This window comes from Adhaeribacter swui (assembly GCF_014217805.1).
Lineage (GTDB): Bacteria > Bacteroidota > Bacteroidia > Cytophagales > Hymenobacteraceae > Adhaeribacter > Adhaeribacter swui.
On sequence record NZ_CP055156.1, the window covers coordinates 2,695,281 to 2,714,811 of the forward strand.

16 protein-coding genes are annotated in these 19,531 nt (G+C 42.1%); 6 read left to right on the plus strand and 10 right to left on the minus strand.

The genetic code is table 11. The features are described 5' to 3' along the window. Positions 1-55 precede the first annotated feature (55 nt). Positions 56-1,363 carry a porin gene (locus tag HUW51_RS11695; RefSeq protein WP_185274204.1) on the plus strand — a complete coding sequence of 436 codons (1,308 nt, stop codon included), beginning with the start codon at positions 56-58 and terminating at the stop codon, positions 1,361-1,363. A 73-nt stretch (positions 1,364-1,436) separates the two neighbouring features. On the opposite strand, the gene HUW51_RS11700 is transcribed toward HUW51_RS11695, so the two are convergent. The 3 genes from HUW51_RS11700 to HUW51_RS11710 all read right to left on the minus strand — a co-directional run bounded on the left by HUW51_RS11700 (position 1,437) and on the right by HUW51_RS11710 (position 5,144). After that, a complete protein-coding gene (locus tag HUW51_RS11700) occupies positions 1,437-2,006 on the minus strand; it encodes a hypothetical protein (protein WP_228467013.1) in 570 nt (189 codons plus the stop codon). A gap of 853 nt (positions 2,007-2,859) precedes the next feature. Beyond that, complete coding sequence (gene chrA / locus HUW51_RS11705) at positions 2,860-4,209, minus strand: chromate efflux transporter (protein WP_228467014.1); 1,350 nt, start codon at positions 4,207-4,209, stop codon at positions 2,860-2,862. A gap of 71 nt (positions 4,210-4,280) precedes the next feature. Beyond that, the gene (locus HUW51_RS11710) at positions 4,281-5,144 is read right to left on the minus strand and encodes a chromate resistance protein ChrB domain-containing protein (RefSeq protein WP_185274205.1); all 864 of its coding nucleotides are present in this window, start codon (positions 5,142-5,144) and stop codon (positions 4,281-4,283) included. 234 nt (positions 5,145-5,378) lie between these two features. Between HUW51_RS11710 and HUW51_RS11715 the strand changes: the two genes are divergently transcribed. From HUW51_RS11715 to HUW51_RS11725, 3 genes are all read left to right on the plus strand, one after another. Continuing rightward, the gene (locus tag HUW51_RS11715; protein ID WP_185274206.1) at positions 5,379-6,245 is read left to right on the plus strand and encodes a DUF7003 family protein; all 867 of its coding nucleotides are present in this window, start codon (positions 5,379-5,381) and stop codon (positions 6,243-6,245) included. Positions 6,246-6,409: 164 nt separating this feature from the next. After that, positions 6,410-7,957, plus strand: a complete 1,548-nt coding sequence (locus HUW51_RS11720) for a M61 family metallopeptidase (protein ID WP_185274207.1) — start codon at positions 6,410-6,412, stop codon at positions 7,955-7,957. 231 nt (positions 7,958-8,188) lie between these two features. Continuing rightward, positions 8,189-8,740 (plus strand): dihydrofolate reductase family protein, encoded by a 552-nt coding sequence (locus HUW51_RS11725; protein WP_185274208.1) that lies wholly within the window; start codon positions 8,189-8,191, stop codon positions 8,738-8,740. Positions 8,741-8,891: 151 nt separating this feature from the next. On the opposite strand, the gene HUW51_RS11730 is transcribed toward HUW51_RS11725, so the two are convergent. The 7 genes from HUW51_RS11730 to radC form a co-directional block, all read right to left on the minus strand. Next, entirely contained in the window at positions 8,892-9,644 is a 753-nt protein-coding gene (locus HUW51_RS11730; protein ID WP_185274209.1) for a hypothetical protein, read from the minus strand. A gap of 283 nt (positions 9,645-9,927) precedes the next feature. Continuing rightward, complete coding sequence (gene rny / locus HUW51_RS11735) at positions 9,928-11,493, minus strand: ribonuclease Y (RefSeq protein ID WP_185274210.1); 1,566 nt, start codon at positions 11,491-11,493, stop codon at positions 9,928-9,930. Between the two features lie 94 nt (positions 11,494-11,587). Next, entirely contained in the window at positions 11,588-11,878 is a 291-nt protein-coding gene (locus tag HUW51_RS11740; protein WP_185274211.1) for a cell division protein ZapA, read from the minus strand. A 142-nt stretch (positions 11,879-12,020) separates the two neighbouring features. Further along, a complete protein-coding gene (locus HUW51_RS11745) occupies positions 12,021-12,317 on the minus strand; it encodes a hypothetical protein (protein ID WP_185274212.1) in 297 nt (98 codons plus the stop codon). Positions 12,318-12,481: 164 nt separating this feature from the next. Further along, positions 12,482-14,896, minus strand: a complete 2,415-nt coding sequence (gene pheT, locus HUW51_RS11750; protein WP_185274213.1) for a phenylalanine--tRNA ligase subunit beta — start codon at positions 14,894-14,896, stop codon at positions 12,482-12,484. Positions 14,897-15,009: 113 nt separating this feature from the next. Next, entirely contained in the window at positions 15,010-15,627 is a 618-nt protein-coding gene (locus HUW51_RS11755; protein ID WP_185274214.1) for a DUF1684 domain-containing protein, read from the minus strand. Positions 15,628-16,409: 782 nt separating this feature from the next. Next, complete coding sequence (gene radC / locus HUW51_RS11760) at positions 16,410-17,135, minus strand: RadC family protein (RefSeq protein WP_185274215.1); 726 nt, start codon at positions 17,133-17,135, stop codon at positions 16,410-16,412. A gap of 130 nt (positions 17,136-17,265) precedes the next feature. Between radC and HUW51_RS11765 the strand changes: the two genes are divergently transcribed. Beyond that, positions 17,266-18,516: a metallophosphoesterase gene (locus HUW51_RS11765; RefSeq protein ID WP_185274216.1), complete on the plus strand. Its 1,251-nt coding sequence runs from the start codon at positions 17,266-17,268 to the stop codon at positions 18,514-18,516. A 376-nt stretch (positions 18,517-18,892) separates the two neighbouring features. Continuing rightward, a complete protein-coding gene (locus tag HUW51_RS11770; RefSeq protein ID WP_185274217.1) occupies positions 18,893-19,300 on the plus strand; it encodes a hypothetical protein in 408 nt (135 codons plus the stop codon). The last annotated feature ends 231 nt before the right edge of the window (positions 19,301-19,531 follow it).

Sequence of the window (19,531 nt, forward strand, 5' to 3'; positions counted from 1 at the left end):
ATCAACGCATCGCCTTTACCCCTTTGTGTTTTTATTTTTACTTTAACTTTTGTTTATGTTCTCATCCATAAAACAAAGAGTAATATTCTGTGCTTTTAATTGTAGTTGGCTGGCTGCTTTTGTATTTTTAACATCCCCGGTACAAGCCCAAACCGCCAATACGGTACTACAAGATACGATAAAACCTCCATCTAGGCCTTTACTGAATGCGCCTCTATCTGGTGATGTATCAAAGCCTGCCACCGCGACAAAATCCCATTGGTACGATAAAATTGCTTTAAGGGGCTATGTGCAGATAAGATATAATCGCCTGTTGGAATCGAACCCTAGTTTAAAAAGCAGCCATGATGCGTCTATTGGGGCTAATGGTGGCTTTTTAATTCGCCGGGCGCGTCTGGTATTTAGTGGTAATGTGCACGACCGGGTTTTTATTTATATTCAACCAGATTTAGCTTCTACTCCCTCCGGCAGTTCTACCATTCACTTTGCCCAAATCCGCGATGCTTATTTTGATTTGGCTTTGGACAAAAAGAAAGAATATCGCTTACGAATTGGTCAAAGTAAAATTCCTTATGGTTTTGAAAACATGCAATCGAGCCAGAACCGGGTTACATTGGATCGGAATGATGCTTTGAACACGGCCGTTCCGAATGAACGTGATTTAGGAATGATTTTTTACTGGACACCAAATAAAATAAGAAAACGCTTCAGCGAATTAGCCAATTCTTCCATGAAAGGATCTGGGGATTACGGGGTATTTGGTTTAGGAATTTACAATGGGCAGGTAGCTAACCGGGCTGAAGCCAATAATAACCTGCATGTGGTAGCCCGGATATCTTACCCCATCGCTTTGCCTAACGGACAAATTATAGAACCGGGAATTCAGGGGTATACTGGCAAATACACGGTTACTACCGACCAGCTCAGCAGCGCCGAAGTAAAAGGCGGAAATTTCAACGATCAAAGAGTAGCGGGCTCCTTTGTTCTCTATCCCAAACCGTTCGGGTTTCAGATGGAATATAATATTGGGAAAGGACCTCAGTTCAACCGGGAAACTAATTCCATCCTGGTAAAATCTCTGAAAGGGGGATACGCCCAGGCTATGTACCAGATTAAGTTTAATCATCAGAACCTAACTCCATTTGTGAAAGCGCAATACTTTGAAGGAGGCCGCAAAGTGGAATTAGATGCCCGCTTTAGTAAAGTTTACGAAACAGAATTTGGTCTGGAGTGGCAACCTAATGCAGCTTTCGAACTGGCTACCCAGTATACAATTACCGACCGGACAACGAAAGATGGTAAAACTTTATATAACCGGCAGTTCGGTAACCTGCTACGCGTTCAAGCCCAATTTAATTTTTAGCGCTAGTGTGGATAATATTAACTAAATGGTTACTCGTTAAAAGCTGCTCATTGCCCGCTAATTTTAAAACAACCTAAAAAGCTAAGCCAAATTGAAAGCCCAACGTTAAACTTGTAGGGTGGTCATTGCCAAACCGCACCGGTATGGGCACCGCTACAAAGTAATTACTGTTCTTATTTTTCTTCACGGCATAATTTAACACCGGCGTAAACCCGTATCGCCCCGAGGTTTCGAAAGCAGCACGTCCGGCAAAGGTGAAACCATGCCCCAAAGCTACCAATACCCCCGGGTGAAATAAAAAATTACTCATGCGGCTCGTTCCGTTTTCCGCTCTGATAAAAGGAACAAACTCCGCTGAAAATCCAATCTTTGCGCTTTTCCAGATGTTAATCCCGGTGGGCATACCCACTACATAATACCCATCAAAATTGGTGGTTGTCTCATCTTTACTAAAAGTTACCAACGGATGAATAATCCCCACGTACCCGGCAACTTTAGGGTAGGCAACCGGTGGTGGTGCCTGCGCCTGGCTTATATTGGATTTAAAAATCAGTACTACTACAATTAAAGTAAGTAGCTTGGCAGTATTTTTTAAAAAATTTAAAAATGGTAGGTTCGTAATAAAAGCGTGTTCCAGAAACATACGATTTAAATTAGAATTGTATGTTGCAATGCTAAGCAGACCACCTCTGGAAAGATAGAACACAATTAACCTTTTGTATATTTTTTACTTTTTTGGTAAAAGAATATCAGTTAATCGATTTTATGCATGTTCAACACTTATTCTATAATGGGACGCCATAAAGTATGCTCGCATAACTATGGCGCGGATTTACTTCCGTGACTTGCTAATTAATGAAAAACAGTGAAAAGTTCTCGTTCACATAGCTAGTGGTATTGCATTAGTTTCTTAGTGAAGGTGTTTCATTGCTTGTGTATTTGTTCTTTTTGTCATGACACAAAAAGAACCAAAAAAGTCAAGACGCTAAAAACTCGCTGACCGCTCAAACAGTTTAGCGTCATTGCTTGCACCTGGCTGAAGCTGTTTGTTGCATAGTAGGTTAGCAGAATTTTAAAAATTCTAAATTTTTGTCATTCAGGTGGAACCTATTTAGCTATGAAGCATAATTGTTTCATTTAGTAATAGTCTTTTATGTATTACGATATTTTATCTGCGTTATAGCAGGTAAAAAGCCACCTTCAGAGGGGAGAGAGAAAGGATCACTCTTCACCAAACTTCCAAGCAGTAGCGAACAGCAACTGACACCAGCTTGACTGTGGAGGGCCTTCTAAGGTGGTAGTTTTGCGTAAATGGAATTGAGGAGAGGTAATAGCTGCATCTCCTCCCCTGTTTTTAGGGGAGGTGCCCGGAGGGCGGAGGGGTAAAACGAGGCCCGCCGGCCATGAGGCAAACTCAGCCCTATCCAATAAGATAGCACCTAAGAATGGAGACTTGAAAAGGCTCCAAAGAACAACCGTTGAGCCTTTAAAATTACTTATAAAACAAACTCATTACCCAAATAATAAAGTAAACCGGCTAAAGCACTCACGCAAATCCAGGTAATCATACCCACCCTAAAACGGTACATAGCCAAGAACGAAACTATAATCCAGGTCAGACTAAAATAGTCGAGGCTGCTAATGATTTTCTGAGGAGCTACTACCGCAAGTGCGAAGTAAATCGTTAAATTTAAAATTACTCCCACCACCGCAGCCGTTACAATACTCAATAAAGCTTTTACTTGCGGATTGTCCTGGGTTTTTTCAATAATGGGGGCGCCGGCTAGAATAAATAAAAAGCAAGGCAAAAAGGTGTAATACGTGGTGAGGAAAAGGCCCAGGCTACCCATAACAATAGAACTCTGAAAATGATTATAGCCCGCCATAAAACCCACAAAAGCCAGAACCATAATCAAAGGCCCGGGAGTGGTTTCGCCCAGGGCTAAACCATCAATCATTTGCAGATTACTCAGCCAATTAAATTTTTCTACGGTTACCTGCGCTACGTAGGGCAACACGGCGTAAGCGCCACCAAAAGTTACTAAGGCAGCTTTAGTAAAAAATAAGGATAGTTGCTGCCAGAAAGCCTGGCTGGTGCCGGTGTAAAACAAAGCAAAAGGAGCCACCCATAATAGCAAGGCCACCATTACTTGCATCACCAGCCTTTTAGTAGAAAAACCAGTGCCGGGTATATCACTGCCCGAGTGTAAATAATATCCGCTTTCGTCGGCTAGCTTTTGTGCTCCGCCTTGTTTCTGGTTAAATAAATTTGGAAGTATTTTTTTGCCCAGCCAACCCAATAATACCGCTCCAACAATTAAATACGGAAAAGGAATGTCGAAGAAAAAAATGCCAATAAAACTGAGTGCCGCAATAACGTAGTGAAATATACTAATAAGCGATTTTTTGCCGATTTTAATTAAAGCCAGAATAACAATGGCTACGACGGCCGGTTTTAAGCCGTAAAACAATGCTGCTACCCAGGCAATCTTTCCGAATAAAACGTAGGCAATACTCAGGCCCAGTAAGATAAAAACCGAAGGCAGCACAAAGAAAATTCCGGCTACTAAACCGCCTGCCGTGCCGTGCAACAACCAGCCAATATAGGTAGCTAACTGTTGGGCTTCCGGACCCGGCAACAACATGCAGTAATTAAGCGCGTGCAAAAATTTTCTGTCCGAGATCCATTTTTTCTGGTCTACCAAAAACTCGTGCATAATGCCTATTTGCCCGGCCGGTCCGCCGAAACTAATAAAACCTAGTTTCAGCCAGAATAAAAAAGCTTCTTTAAAACTGGGTTTCACTATGCTGCTAGTAGGAGTGTCGGTAATAGAAGTACGCATCATTAATCTGGTTTAATAAATCGCTTTGATTCTAACAAGGCTACAAACTTTTGAACTGGTAAAATAGCACAGAATTAACCTTTTGTATCTTCTTTACTTTTTCCAAAGTTTTTTCGGTAGTATGATGGGTTTTGTCCGGTATATTTTTTAAAAATCCGGGTAAAATGGCTTTGGTCCGAAAAGCCGGTGAGGTACGCAATTTCGGAAAGCGAATGCTGCGAAGAGTTTAGCAACTGCATAGCTTTTTCGATGCGCAGCTTCCGGATGTATTCGCCGAAGGTTAGGTTATCAAAATATTTCGAAAATTCGCGGGATAAATAGGTTGGGTTTACTTGTAAACCTTCCGAAATTTCTTTTAAACTTAAGCTCAGGTTGGTATCCATCTGGTCCTGAATAATGTCTTTCAGCTCCACTGCCCAGGCTGGTATTTTCTTTTTTTCAATTTTCTTCTGATGCAGGTACTTGTGGAATATCTCTAAAAGCAGTTTCTCGGTGGGGTTTTGGGTGTGTTTTTCTTTGTATAAGTGCCGGGCCCAACTGTATAAGCTATCATAAATTAGCATGCCTTTTTCGAGCAGTTCGTAGTCGTTGGGGGTGTTAAAAGCCAAACCAGCCGAGATAGCCCATAAACCGGCCGCCTCCGGAGCTACGGAGTGGTCGTCGGTGTCGGCGCCGCGCACGATTAGGGCCAGGCGTTGCAGTGCCGGGTCGGTGAGGCGGTATTTCTCCAGAAAAAAATCGAAGGTGCAACGGTCTTCGTAATGCGTAAACTCTGTATCCGGAATGTCAAAAGGTGTAGCTTCCAGTTCCACGGCTAACCGGGGAATATCCGCAACAGGAGCAAAGATAATTTCGGCTTCCGGATCGATAAACCGCCTTATCAGCCAGGGACAGGCAATCCGGTCTATTTTAGGGCGTTCCCGCGTAATCCATTTCATTGGGAGTAAATTACTAAATTTCCCAAAAGGTAGTTAAGATAATGCTTTATCCTTTTTATCCTTTTTGTTAATTAAGGTGAACAGATAAAACTAAAATCTATTAAATATATAATATATTTGGTGAAGCAGTTCCGGTTATCGGTTGTTTTTAGGCGGATAAACCATAATGCAAATAACTGGAGCAACTCTGTTTAGCTACAATTTACCTGCGAATGAGAAAACATAGAATATCACATGACTGAAGAGGAAATACTTAATACCCTTAACCATTCCAATGATGGATACTATTGTTCATTCGTTGAATTAGGACATGTTTATTCATACCTTATTGACTGTAGATTAAATGTATTTTGTGCCAATGATGGCCGTTGGGCAATTGCAATCGAAAGGCTAGGCTATAATCCGAGAGCAGGAGCCATAATCCTTGACATTAATTACTATGGTAATTGCCTTAATAACCTGGAAAGTTATAACGGACGTCCAACCAGTTATTACAGTATTTACCCAATTGATGCAGATAGCTTCAACAAAACAATTGACGGGGAAAGTTTAAGACCAGACGCTAAATTTTGGTTGGTACGAGGACAACGAATTTCATTAAGTCACAACAAACAAGAATATGTTGACGCAGGAATTGAATTAAAGGAGTATGAGCCAGATGAAATTAGTGCGGAAGAAATAGGAAGGCTTGTTGTTCCGCAATATCAAGACTTATTTCGTGCCACAGACAATGAATTGTATAAGTCCATTCCGGCAGATCTAAAAAAAATATTAGTGGTTGACGAGTGGTTTCATAAAGATTTTCAATTGCAATTTTCACCGATAATGACCGATGAACATCTGCGGCAAACGTATGAGTTTAACAAAAACTTAACTGGACTTGCTGAAATGACCTTTGAGAGTTTCGCACAATCATATCGCTGCCAAGCAATATTAAAAGATGACTGGAACAGAGACAATTGGGAGAACAACCGACCAAGCTCCTATGAAACTTGGCGATTAATTGCTAAAGTCATTGTAACAAAAGATCCTGACCAATATAAGCCGATTTTACAACCAAATACTCATTGGACCAATTGGCCGGACTCTGGTAGTATGTGAGGAAAAAACAAAGGCAACAGGCAGGTGACAATGTATAAAAAATACATACTCCTGGAAGATTACTATTAAAATTACGATAGCCACAAGGTTTAGTATTTGCTAAGGCTTCGCTTTGCCCATAACAAATCTTGTAAATAAAATGAGTTTGGAAGAAATACCCTGTTATGCATAAAACAGTTATTACTTTTTGTTCCATATTGATTTTACTTTGGGGATGCTCCAAATCCAATATTCCAAAGTCAGAGTATCATTATAAACTCGACCTTGATAAAATTACAGGCGATGAATTGCCAGTAGAGCTTAATTTCCGTGGCAATTTAACCGACACCAGTTACTTTTATTTACCCAAGATAGTACCTGGAATTTACGATGCTTTAGACTATGGAAAATTTATAAATAACTTTAAAGCCATCGACAAAAATGGACAAGACCTTAGAGTAAATCAAGTCGATACCAATTGCTGGGAAATTATTGGAACAAAAAATAGCGCCACTATTAAATATACCGTAAACGATGGCTGGGAAAATTTCGATTTTCAAGGAATCAGACCCTATCGCTCTTCGGAGAGCCATTTCGATAGTTCTGTTGTTGTTCTTAATGCAAATGCCGTATTTGGATATTTTTCACAACATCAAAACCTGCCTTTCCGGGTAAGCATGAAAAAGCCCGAAAGTTTATACGGGGCAGCAAGTTTAACTAAAACCAGATCCGCAAAAAAGGAGGATGAATATATGGCCCAGAATTACCGGACTTTAGTGGATAACCCAATTATGTATGCCCAACCCGATACAGCCACCATTAAGTTACCTAATATTTCGGTTAATGTGGCTTGTTATTCAAACTCAAAAGAAAAGATTGCCCAGGAGCTGGCGCAGTACATCGCACCCCTTGTAAAAAATCAGACCGAATATCTAGGTGGCAAGCTGGCTACCGACAAATACACTTTTCTTATTTGCCACAATCAGAATCTAGAAGATAATAGGTATTTCGCAGATGGATTAGAACACAATCAGTCAACGCTTGTTCTGATGTATGCCCCATTGGATATGGCGATTTTGAAAAGTAACATTTTTAATTTGGCAAGCCATGAATTTTTTCACATCCAAATGCCATTAGGGCTTCATTCTCACGAAATTGCCAAATTTGATTTTAATCATCCCAAATTCTCCAAACACTTGTGGCTATACGAAGGCACGACAGAATATTTTACCATTCATATGCCGATAAAACAAAAAATGGTGACGATGGAGCAGTTTACGCATACGATAGAAAGCAAAATTTTGGGAATGAAAAAGTTTGATACATCCGTTTCGTTTACTGAACTAAGTAAAAATGTAATGCGCATGCCCGATGAATATATGAATGTGTATGCCAAAGGCGCACTTATAAACCTGTGCCTCGATATCGAGCTAAGAAAGTTAAGTAATGGCGCATACGGCGTTCAAAATTTGGTTGCAGACCTTATAAAAAAATACGGGAAGGATAAGCCATTTAATGATGATGACTTATTTAATGACATATATGAAATTACAGGATATTCAGAAGTAAAAACTTTCATAGAAAAATATGTGGAAGGAACACAAGCGTTGCCGCTAAAAGAGGCATTACAACAAGTAGGTTTACACCTTGATGTTGAAACCGGAAAAATATCGGAAATAACGCCTATGTCTGCAAACCAAATTAAATTGCGAAAGCAATGGATAAATCAATAAGGACTACCTACAACATTATATTAAAATAATAGCCGGGATAGTTGTGATTGCAAGGGTTTTAACCCGCTTTTTAGTAGCTTGACTGGTATGAAGGCCACCAGGGGCTGCTATTCTTATACGAACCATTATTCCGCATCCTGATTAATTCTTTGTGGGAAAATTAGACGCAGACCCAAATAGTTAAAAGTTGTTAGCCAGTAGCAAACAATACGAAACACGAAGTTAAATAAGATGAGAAAAGTAATTGCCACCATCAACATGACCCTGGATGGATTTTGCGACCATACCGCTGTCGACCCGGATGAAGAAATCCATGACCATTATACGGAATTGCTAGATAGTGCCGGCGCTATTCTGTACGGGAGGGTTACGTATCAATTGATGCAATACTGGCAAACGCTTATCCAAAATCCTTCTGGCGAAAAAGTAATGGATGACTTTGCGAGGTCTATAGACCGGGTTCCGAAAATAGTTTTTTCGCGTACGCTGCAAAATACCGGTTGGGAGAGTGCCCGATTGGCAAATAAAGATCTGAAAACGGAAGTGCTCGACTTAAAACAACAAATGGGCGAACCTATTTTTGTGGGCAGTCCGGGTTTAATTGTAGCTTTAACGCAACTGGGCTTAATTAACGAATACCAAATCTGTGTTCACCCGGTAATAGCCCGCGAGGGACTACCTTTATTTAAAAACCTAAGCAGTAAGGTTAATCTTAAACTTTTAAAGATAAAAACCTTTCGTTCGAGCGCCATTATCCTTTACTATGAGCCAGTAAATGAATAACCATATGTTGTTGTTTAATTTGTATGGAGCTGCCAAAAGGGAGAGTAATTCATAAGTTCTCGCTTTAAGCAACTTGGGCCATACTGTTCGTGCCGGGTGGAAATTTTAAAATTTTAAAATTTCTGATAACATCTAAAACTCCCCCGAAGTCTTATCTGCCTAAATTTCGGCCGCCAATGTTTACCACCAAGCCCAAACTAAATACCGAATAACCCGCCGTTAAGGCTTTCCGGTTTTTCAGGCCAATATTACCGCCGCTGGTATATTGCAACTGTACCGCCGGACTAATGGCTAAGCGGGTATAAAAAATAGGCTCCAGAAAAATATTGTCTTCGGTAGGCGCTACTTCCCCGTTGCGCACGTAACGGAACATATCTACGTAACTCATCCGCAGGGCTGTGCCATAATTTAAAGGAAAGTGGCTGCCAAACAGCCGTAAGTCTTTTTTGCGTTTAGAAGTAAAGTTAACCTGCAGAAAATACTTATCGAAATTACCTGATAACTGATCCGTGATAACAGTGGTTTCGGTGCTAACATCTCTTTTCGTGCGGTCGCTGCTGCCGCGGCCAATGCCGGCGTAAGCTTCTAACACCCGCTCTTTATTAGCGCCAAAAGTAGTAAAGTAACCGCCGCCTACTTCAAATAATTTGTGCTGAAAATCTTCTTTCTTACGCTGGTTATTTAAATGCGAGGCGTTCATCATTACTCCAAAATGGTCCGAAACGGCGTAGGCGCCATTCACGCTAAAATTACCTTTTAAGGTAACGTGCCCCCCGGCGCTTATTTCGCCTTGCTGGGTAAACATAGGCGTATTAGGCACATTGGGCATATACACCGAAGAACAACCCGAAAGCAACCAGGTACTTATTACTAAAAAGCCGAAAAAACGAGCATAATTTCTCATAGCTGGAAACGATTAAACGGTTCTATCACTATGCGAAACTGCAACTTTAATTGCAACCAGCCCCTATCTGGCCCCGGCTATTTATACAATTTTTATACAACCGTTATCCACCGGTTTACAAACATTAATTTTTTAAAATATTTTTATTCTGAAAACAAGTATTTATCATTCAAGTACTTTTGGCACAAGGTGCTTTTACTGAAAAGAAACCCTGAATTCTTATAAATAAAAAGTCCTGCTCACTGGGTAGAAAGCAGGACTTTTTAAAAAATTTATATTTGATTTACTTGGCGTAGCTAACGGAGCGCATTTCCCGGATAACGGTAATTTTAATCTGGCCGGGGTACTGCATTTCTTTTTCTATTTTCTGTGAAATATCAAACGATAATTGCTGGGCGCGTTCGTCGGTTACATTGTCGGCATCTACCATTACGCGCAACTCGCGACCGGCCTGGATGGCGTAGCACTGGTTTACGCCTTCAAAACTCACGGCAGTTTCTTCGAGTTCTTTCAAACGTTTGATGTACGATTCCATTATCTCGCGGCGGGCACCCGGACGCGATCCCGAAATGGCGTCGCAGGCCTGTACAATCGGCGAAATCATGGCGGTCATTTCCATTTCGTCGTGGTGGGCACCAATGGCGTTTACCACATCCGGATGTTCTTTGTATTTCTTGGCCAGTTCCATCCCCAGGATCGCGTGCGGTAACTCGGGTTCGTCAGGGGTTACTTTACCAATATCGTGGAGCAAGCCGGCGCGTTTCGCGTGTTTCACGTTTAAGCCTAATTCGGCGGCCATGGTGGCGCACAGGTTAGCTACTTCGCGAGAGTGTTGCAGCAAGTTTTGGCCATACGACGACCGGAAACGCATACGACCCACCATTTTAATCAGTTCGGGATGTAAACCGTGAATACCTAGGTCAATAACGGTGCGTTCGCCAATTTCTACAATTTCTTCTTCAATGCTTTTCTTGGTTTTGGCTACTACTTCTTCAATGCGGGCCGGGTGAATGCGGCCATCGGCTACTAAGCGGTGCAAAGCCAAACGAGCAATTTCTCGGCGAACCGGATCAAACCCCGAAATAATAATGGCTTCCGGGGTATCGTCCACAATAATCTCCACGCCGGTAGCGGCTTCTAAAGCGCGGATATTCCGGCCTTCGCGACCAATAATTTTTCCTTTAATATCATCTGACTCGATGTTAAACACCGAAACGCAGTTCTCGATGGCGTGCTCGGCCGCCGTACGCTGAATGGTTTCCAGCACTACTTTTTTGGCGTCTTTGGTAGCCGTTAATTTGGCTTGGGCCACCACGTCTTTAATGTAAGAAGAAGCCTGAATCTGAGCTTCGTTTTTTAAGGTGTCTACGAGTTGCTCGCGGGCTTCAGAAGCTGATAAATTAGCAATGTGTTCCAGCTGCCCAATAATGGACTGGTGTTCTTTTTCTACTTCTTCCTTGCGTTTTTTTAAATTTTCGGCCTGAACGGCTAATTGTTCTTTTAAAGTATTGAGCTCGTTTTCTTTGCGTTTTACCTGTTCTAGTTGCGCATTTACTTGTTGTTCGCGCTGCTTTACTTTGGCTTCGTTCTGAATAATGATTTGTTTCTTTTTGTTCGAATCTTCTTCAAATTCAGCTTTCAGGCTTAAGAATTTTTCTCTGGCTTCGTGAATTCGGTTTTTCTTGATGCTTTCGGCATCGAGTTCCGCTTCTTTAATAATGAGTTTTGCTTTTTCGCGAGCGGCATCTTGGTGTTTCCGGAACACCTGGTTCAATAACACCCGGCCAATGTAGACGCCCACCCCGAGCGCTATTAAAGCCGTGATGATAATATAAAGAGTGGTAGACATAACTATAATTTTTAGGTTTTAGGTAAAAACTATAGCAATAGGCCGCTACAACAGAACACAACCAAATACAAACATAGAACTAGCGGGTAAACCGCTATTCTAATTTAAGAGAGGCTAAAATTTTATTTAAATGAGTGAGTTTATCGGCTAAGGTATTTTCACTTTCCGCTTTGCTTTGGGCTGTTAACAATTTGTCGGCCAAGGTCTCTAAAGCCACCATAGCCAAAAGATCCTGTTTATCTGCCGTACCAAACTGTTCCCGGAAGGCTTTCAGGCGTTCGTTTAACATGCGCCCGGCCGCCCGCAGCCTTTCTTCTTCTTCCTCATTTACCCGCATCGGATAATCGCGATCAGCTATCCTGATTTTTATAGATAATTCACTCATTCCGTTGCGTATTTCTGGTTGTTTTTTGGTTGCCTGTTCTTTTTTTGCCCGCTGATCAGGGCAAAGGTTTAGTTAAAAGAGGAACAATACTTTCTTATATTTAACAACAAACAATTACAATATTCCGGTTAAACAACCAGTTTTAATCTCGTAGATAAGCAATACACTTATCAATCTCTCTAATATACTCGTTTATTTTCAGTTTTAATTCTGTTGAATTGGCAGGCTCTGCTGCTATCGTGTTTACAATTTTAGAAATATTATCTCTATTTTGAAAATTTTTTATTTCCTCGTCTTTGGCGTCGATTACGGCTTGTAAATTATGAATAATGTACCGGGCCTGGTCCAGGCTTTCCCGTACTTCATGGTAACTGGCAATTAGTTGCGTTACCCGCTTTTCTAAAATTGCCATTTGTTCTAACTCGCGGCCGGTACTCATATTTAATAAGTATTAGGTTTTATGTAATAAGTTACAAGTTTGTTTATATATACGATAAATTAAAAGGTTATTAGCGTTCTTACTTCAGAACTAAACTTTGTGTAAATAATTGATTGAAGAATACGCATATACTTACAACCTTTAACGTAAAACTTTTTACTTACTTATTTCCGGATAACTGCTCCTAATTGTCGTTCAAATTGCTGCATTAGCCGGTTCATGGTACTGTCAATTACTTTATCGGTCAGGGTTTGCTGTTTGTCCTGCAAAATAAAGCTAAGCGCATAGGCCTTTTTACCAGTATCAATCTTATCGCCTTCGTACACGTCAAACACATTTAACTGCTGCAACAATTTGCGCTCGGTACGCCACGCAATGGTTTTAATCTGATCGAAGGTAACAGTCTTATCAATTACCAACGATAAATCGCGGCGCACTTCCGGGAACTTAGCTAACTCTTCGGCTACCAGCTGGTTGGTGTAATTTTTAATTAAATAATCCCAGTTTAATTCAGCAAACCAAACCGGTTCTTTCACGTCCAACTTCTTAGTTACTGTTTCGTTTAACAGACCCACTTGCGCTACTGGCACATTATTAAGGACGTAAGCTACGCCATTTTTAATATAACGATGCTGTACGGGCTGTACGTTCAAACTTACCCGGGTAAGTTTCATTAAAATAGTTTGCACTACGCCGGCTAACTGGTGGTAAGTGGCTTTTTGCGAAGGTTGCTGCCAGGTTTCGGCAAGGGCATTGCCCGTTACAAACAAGGCCAACTGCGTTTGTTCCTGGTACTTATCTCCAGCTTTGGTATATACCTTGCCCAGTTCATATAATTTTAAATCTTTCTGGCGCCGGTTAATGTTGTGCCGCAAAACCTCTAATCCCGAAAATACCAGCGTTTGGCGCATCACATCTAAATCGGCGCTGTTGTAATTAACGATGCGCACCAACGAAGCATCTGGCTCGGTAGCTGCCGCTTCGTAGTACTGCGAATTAGTAAGGGAATTCGTGATAATTTCGCTGTAACCCGTCCCAGCCAGCATTTGCCCGATATTTTGCTTAATTACTTCCGGATCTGGTTTCGGGAACTTAGCCAGGTAGCTGGTAGCCAGGTTCTCGTTCAAAGCAATGTTGTTGTAGCCATAAATCCGAAGAATTTCTTCCACAATATCGGCTTCGCGCTGCACATCTACTTTAAACGGCGGCACCTCCAACACCAGGTCTGTTTCCGATTCTTCGGTAATCCGAATGCCTAAATCGGTTAAAATTTCTTTAATGCGGGCAGTTTCAATGGTTTGCCCAATTAAACGGTTAACCCGGGCAATATTAATTTTAATGGAATAAGACGCAACTGGCTGCGGATATACATCCACAATTTCGGAACTCACTTCGCCGCCGGCGATTTCCTGAATTAACAAGGCAGCGCGTTTTAAGGCCAGCAATACCATGTTTGGGTCGGTACCCCGCTCAAACCGGAACGACGAATCGGTTTTAATGCCGTGTACCTGTGACGATTTGCGGATAGAAGCCGGTTGGAAGTAAGCCGACTCCAGGAAAATAGTAGTTGTTTCGGTAGTTACGCCCGAATTTTTACCGCCAAAAACCCCGGCAATAACCATAGGTTCCTGGGTGTTGCAAATCATCAGGTCGGTAGCCCGCAAAGTACGTTCTACGCCATCCAGGGTGATGAACTTGGTACCTTCGTGGGCCTTTTTTACAATAATTTTATCACCGGTTATTTTATCGGCATCAAAAGCGTGCATGGGCTGACCTAGCTCGTGCAGCACATAGTTGGTTATATCTACCACGTTGTTAATCGGCGACAAGCCAATGGCCCGTAACCGGTGCTGGAGCCAATCCGGTGAATTCGCTACTTTTACGCCCGATATTGTTAAACCGGCGTACCGCGGGCAAGCTTCGCTATCCTGTACTTCTACCGCAATGTACCGGTTGTTATTCGAAATTTTAAAATTTTCGACATTTGGTAGTAGGTAAGGGGTTTTTAAAAGTGCCTGTAAATCGCGGGCTACTCCTAAATGCGAAGCCGCATCGGCGCGGTTAGGGGTTAAGCCTATTTCCAGCACTTCATCGGATTGCAAATTAAAATATTGGGCGGCCGGCGTGCCGTTGGGCAAATCGGTATCGAGTACCATAATACCCGCGTGCGAGCTGCCCAGACCTATTTCATCTTCGGCGCAAATCATGCCTTCAGAAGCAGCGCCCCGGATTTTTGATTTTTTAATCTGAAACGGTTCCCCGGTTGATGGATATAAAATTGCCCCTTCGGTGGCCACTATTACTTTTTGGCCGGCAGCTACGTTGGGTGCCCCGCACACAATTTGTTTTAGCGCTTCAGTGCCAACATCTACGGTGGTGAGGCGTAGTTTATCGGCATCCGGGTGTTTCTCGCAAGTTAGCACCTCGCCAATAACTAAACCTTGCAGGCCTCCTTTTACTAAATCGTAGGTTTCCAGGCCTTCTACTTCCAGGCCAGAACCGGTTAGTAAAGCAGCTACTTCGGCTGCCGGTTTATCTATGGCAATCAGGTCTTTTAACCAGTTATATGAAATCAGCATTTTTTTTAATTAGTCAACAGTCCATAGTCGATGGTTGTCAGATATAAAATAATTTTATTCTAAAGCCAACGAAAAGAACAAATTTAGGGAAATTAGATTTAGCTACGTGTACTTTATTTTTTCGCGTACGATTTTTCGCCGGCGGGCACCTCTACGGGCAACCGGTTTTCGGCGGGCGGAATGGGGCAGCTATAATCGTAGTTGAACACGCAAAAAGGATTATAAGCCTTGTTAAAGTCGATGGTAATCACTTTTTCGCCTGGTTCTGGCTTTGGAATATCCAGGAAACGGCCTCCTTCGTAGGTTTCGGTACCGTTGGTTTTATCCGTAAAAGGTACAAAAAAAGTAGAATCGGCAGCCCCTACTTTTAAAAACAAAGTAAGGCCAACCCGTTGCCCTTCCAGGTTAAAAGTGGCTTTGGCGAAACGCAAATAAGGTTCGGTGCTGCCGGTGGTCATGGGCAGTTTCAGCGTATCGGGGTTAGGTAACAATTCATAATCCGCATCTACCTGAAATTTCCGGTTAATGGCAAAGTAAGAAAGGCTGTCGAACGTTCTGCGCTCGGTCTCGGCGAGCGGCGAAGACGAGCTTTTAAAGGATTGGTTTTTCTCCTGCCGTTCTTTTTTAATGGTTGCTATGTAGGCATCGTCGCTAAATACCGCTTCTTTTAAAAAATACCCAACAATTACAACTATTCCAACTAAAATTATAAGGCGGAGTGGTTTAGACATAGTAATTCCATTTTGCAGCTTACAAATATAAGCAGAATCTGGTAAACCCTTTTGCCCGAAAGGGTATCTCTCCTAAAAACCAGGAAGAAGATGTTGTTATTGTGTTTTGAATGAACTTAGGGGTGGAAAGAGGCTTACCTTGACCTTTAAAAAGACTTTTGTTCGTATAGTTGCCCTATGGCGCAGATTTACTTCCGTGCCTTACAGATTAAGGCAGGCGATTTTTGAATAAGTTCTCGTTCGCATAGCTGCAGTCTTAGTATTAGTTTCAGAGTGCAGTTGTTTCATTGCTCGCTTCTGGTTCTTTTTGTCTTGATACAAAAAGAACCAAAAAAATCAAGACGCTAAAAACTCGCTGAACAACGGAACAGTTTAGCGTCATTCTTTGCACCTGGAACAGCTATTTGTTGCATAGTAGGTTGGCAAAAAAATTAAATTTTTAAAATTTAAAATTCTACTTACGGTGTCATTCAGGAGGAACTTATTTAGCTACGGAGTTATATAATTTCCTTCTGAATAAAACGGAATAAGTAAGGTTAAATTTAAAATTATGGTATAAGTACATACTATCACGAGCGTCCCCGCTCATGATGCCCATCGTCCGGCCTCTGGCCGGTAGGAACTTTATATTGATTTGCTTTTTATTACTGTTAATCTATTTGCCCGGCCGGAGGCCTACTCAATAGTAGACACGAGCGAGGACGCTCGCGCCAGCATAAGGAGCTAATACAAAATTTTAAATTTTAAACCTTCCAACTTTCCAACTTTTCAACCTGCAACCGCTACAAAACACCTTCGTCAGCAAAGCTGTAGTACGATTGGTCGGCAAAAATTAAATGATCCAGTACGGGTAAGTCGAGGAGGGCGCCGGCTTCTTTTACTTTGCGGGTGAGGGCAATATCGGCGGTGCTGGGCTTTAAATTACCTGACGGATGGTTGTGCACCAGAATAATAGCGCTAGCCAGGTTTTCGATGGCGTGCTTAAAAATAATTTTAGGATCGGCCACAGTACCCGCTACTCCGCCAATGCTTACTGGTATTTTTTTCATGATAACATTGGCTCGGTTCAGTAATATAACCCAAAATTCTTCGTGGGGTAAATCGAGCAAATGCGGTTTCATGTAATTGTAAATGTCGGTGGAGCAGGTAATGGTGGTGCGGGCGGCGGCGGCCGTTCCTTTTCGCCTACGGCCTAATTCGAGGGCACTTACAATGGTAATGGCTTTGGCTTCGCCGATGCCTTTGTGCTTCATCAAATCTTTTACCGACAATTTGGCTAGTTCGTTCAGGTCGTTACCCACCGCTGTCAGAATTAGTTTAGCAACATCTACCGCCGTGAGCTTGGGGGTGCCCGAACCAATTAAAATAGCAATCAATTCTGCGTCGCTTAGCGCGGCTTTTCCTTTCAGAAGCAATTTTTCGCGGGGCCGGTCTTCTTCGGCCCAGCTTTTGATAACCAGGTTGGGTACCTGGCCGTAGTTGCGGGAAGCTGTTTCCGTAATGAGCATATTTTGTATAAAATAGAATATCAAATTTACGTCTTCCGAAGCGCTCCTTCGAAATATTATATTAGTAATTCTCAACTTTTCGGTTGGTACTTAGTTAAATCATACACTTACATTTATTATCTCATAAACAATGCAACGTTTCTTATTTATAGCTACCGCTATTCTCCTGGTTTTTGTAGTAGATTGGTATGTGTTTCAGGCAATTCGCACGGTTACGCAACATATATCGCCGCGGTCGCAGCGCATTATTTCCATTATTTATTGGGCTTTGTTCTTTATTACTTCGGCCACCATTATTATGTTTAGTCTTACCCGGGGCACGCCGCCTACTCCATTTCGCACGTACCTGGTAAGCACCTTATTTATTTTATTTGCCAGTAAGTTAGCGGTAGTTTTGTTTTTAGTGCTGGATGATGTGCTCCGCTTATTAAAATACCTGATTGTAACGTATTTGTATAAGCAACCCGATGCCACCAGCGAAGCTGTTAAAATTACCCGGAATGAGTTTATCAACAAACTCGCTTTATTTGCCGGGTCTATTCCATTAACCGCCTTTATTTACGGCATGGTGCGAGGGGCTTACCAGTACCAGGTTAAACGCGTTACGCTGCGTTTTTCCAATTTGCCTGCCGCCTTTAACGGCTACAAAATTTTGCAGATTTCGGATTTGCACACGGGCAGCTTTAATTCTACGCACCCCCTGGAAAAAGCCGTGGATTTAATGAACAAGCAAAACGCCGACCTGGTATTTTTTACCGGCGATTTGGTAAACAACATTGCCACCGAAGTAGTACCGCATATTCCGGCGCTGCAAAAGATTACGGCCAAAGACGGTAAATTTTCTATTTTCGGGAACCACGATTACGGCGATTATGTGAACTGGGAAAGCCGGGAGGCTAAAGTTCAAAATTTAAAAAATCTGGCGAAGCACCATGCCGAAATAGGCTGGCGCTTGCTCTTAAACGAAAACGTAACTATTCAGCGCGATGGGGCCCAAATTGCGGTTCTGGGCGTAGAAAACTGGAGTACCCGCATGAATTTTCCGCGGTACGGTAATTTGGCCAAGGCATACGCCGGCACCGAACAAGTGCCGTTTAAAGTTTTATTATCGCACGATCCTTCGCACTGGGATGGCGAGGTAAATCAAAAGTACCCCGATATTGACTTAATGTTAGCTGGCCATACCCACGGCATGCAGTTTGGGGTAAACTTGCCCGGTTTTAAATGGAGTCCGGTGCAATATGTTTACAAGCAATGGGCCGGTTTATACCAAAAAGGCAAGCAGTATTTATATGTGAACACCGGTTTGGGTTTTCTGGGCTATCCGGGGCGCGTTGGATTTTTACCAGAAATTACCGTATTCGAGCTGCGTCGGGCTTAGGTACATTGCTTTTATGCAATTTTCTGTTTTAATAAAAGAAGTAAATCTGTTTTAGTTTAATAAGTTAAGTTGGGTTTGCTTTTTGTATTTATAATAGATGATGCTGGTAGCCCCTCAATAAGGTGAATTGTAATATTTTAAAAATTATTTCTGGTTTATCTAAAAAGTATTTAATAATCGCGTTTAAAAATTGTTTATTAGTCTAATAATCAGCTAGTAGAAATGCTCATCTTTTAATAATTACATCCGTATTAATACGCAAAAATTATATTTTTTTATTGTTTTTATTTACCTCGAATTATAATTCCCGTAAGAAGCCTAGAACTTAAAACTAGATTACTTCTAAATTAAATACTAAACTAAAAAATTGAAAGCTATGAAAAAGGCAATGATGTTATTGTGCTGTGCAGGCGTTTTAACGTTTACATCATGCGGCGGTTCCGGATCGGGGCAGGAAAGCGGCGGTTCCGGAACAAGTAATACCGAAAATACCGAAAGCGGAACCATGAGTGCTGACTCCAGCATGGGCGCTGGCGCCGATATGGGCACCGACCCAGGCACATCTACTGCGGGTGATGTATCTACCACTTCTGGTAATTCTACGGCGGGCTCTACCAGCGGTACTACCGGCAGCGGATCTACCAGCGGCACCACGAGCGGTACTACCGCAGGCACTACTACCGGCACCACCGGCAGCGGTACTACGGCTGGCGGCTCTACGGGTGGTACTACTTCCGGCGGTTCAACTGGCGGAACTACTGGTGGCACAACCGGTTCGCACTAGATATAAATTTAACAAAGCAAAAAAGGCTTGTACTAATCCTGTACAAGCCTTTTTTGCTTTAATCCGGTTTTTTAAAATTCTTATTTCCCAGGATTTGTTTAAACCAAAACGGGTTTCCGTAACAATTAAAAATTTTATTTTTTAAAATTATCCGTTAAAATAAGTTTATTCGTTAGAATGCAAGCAGGATGTTGCCTAAGCCCGGTAGCTGGGGTACGGGGCGGTACAAAG

Bases quoted from the DNA above. Each gene is read 5' to 3' on its own strand.
- HUW51_RS11695 (WP_185274204.1), top strand. From the start codon at position 56: ATGTTCTCATCCATAAAACAAAGAGTAATATTCTGTGCTTTTAATTGT.
- HUW51_RS11700 (WP_228467013.1), bottom strand. From the start codon at position 2,006: ATGTTTCTGGAACACGCTTTTATTACGAACCTACCATTTTTAAATTTT.
- chrA (WP_228467014.1), bottom strand. From the start codon at position 4,209: ATGATGCGTACTTCTATTACCGACACTCCTACTAGCAGCATAGTGAAA.
- HUW51_RS11710 (WP_185274205.1), bottom strand. From the start codon at position 5,144: ATGAAATGGATTACGCGGGAACGCCCTAAAATAGACCGGATTGCCTGT.
- HUW51_RS11715 (WP_185274206.1), top strand. From the start codon at position 5,379: ATGACTGAAGAGGAAATACTTAATACCCTTAACCATTCCAATGATGGA.
- HUW51_RS11720 (WP_185274207.1), top strand. From the start codon at position 6,410: ATGCATAAAACAGTTATTACTTTTTGTTCCATATTGATTTTACTTTGG.
- HUW51_RS11725 (WP_185274208.1), top strand. From the start codon at position 8,189: ATGAGAAAAGTAATTGCCACCATCAACATGACCCTGGATGGATTTTGC.
- HUW51_RS11730 (WP_185274209.1), bottom strand. From the start codon at position 9,644: ATGAGAAATTATGCTCGTTTTTTCGGCTTTTTAGTAATAAGTACCTGG.
- rny (WP_185274210.1), bottom strand. From the start codon at position 11,493: ATGTCTACCACTCTTTATATTATCATCACGGCTTTAATAGCGCTCGGG.
- HUW51_RS11740 (WP_185274211.1), bottom strand. From the start codon at position 11,878: ATGAGTGAATTATCTATAAAAATCAGGATAGCTGATCGCGATTATCCG.
- HUW51_RS11745 (WP_185274212.1), bottom strand. From the start codon at position 12,317: ATGAGTACCGGCCGCGAGTTAGAACAAATGGCAATTTTAGAAAAGCGG.
- pheT (WP_185274213.1), bottom strand. From the start codon at position 14,896: ATGCTGATTTCATATAACTGGTTAAAAGACCTGATTGCCATAGATAAA.
- HUW51_RS11755 (WP_185274214.1), bottom strand. From the start codon at position 15,627: ATGTCTAAACCACTCCGCCTTATAATTTTAGTTGGAATAGTTGTAATT.
- radC (WP_185274215.1), bottom strand. From the start codon at position 17,135: ATGCTCATTACGGAAACAGCTTCCCGCAACTACGGCCAGGTACCCAAC.
- HUW51_RS11765 (WP_185274216.1), top strand. From the start codon at position 17,266: ATGCAACGTTTCTTATTTATAGCTACCGCTATTCTCCTGGTTTTTGTA.
- HUW51_RS11770 (WP_185274217.1), top strand. From the start codon at position 18,893: ATGAAAAAGGCAATGATGTTATTGTGCTGTGCAGGCGTTTTAACGTTT.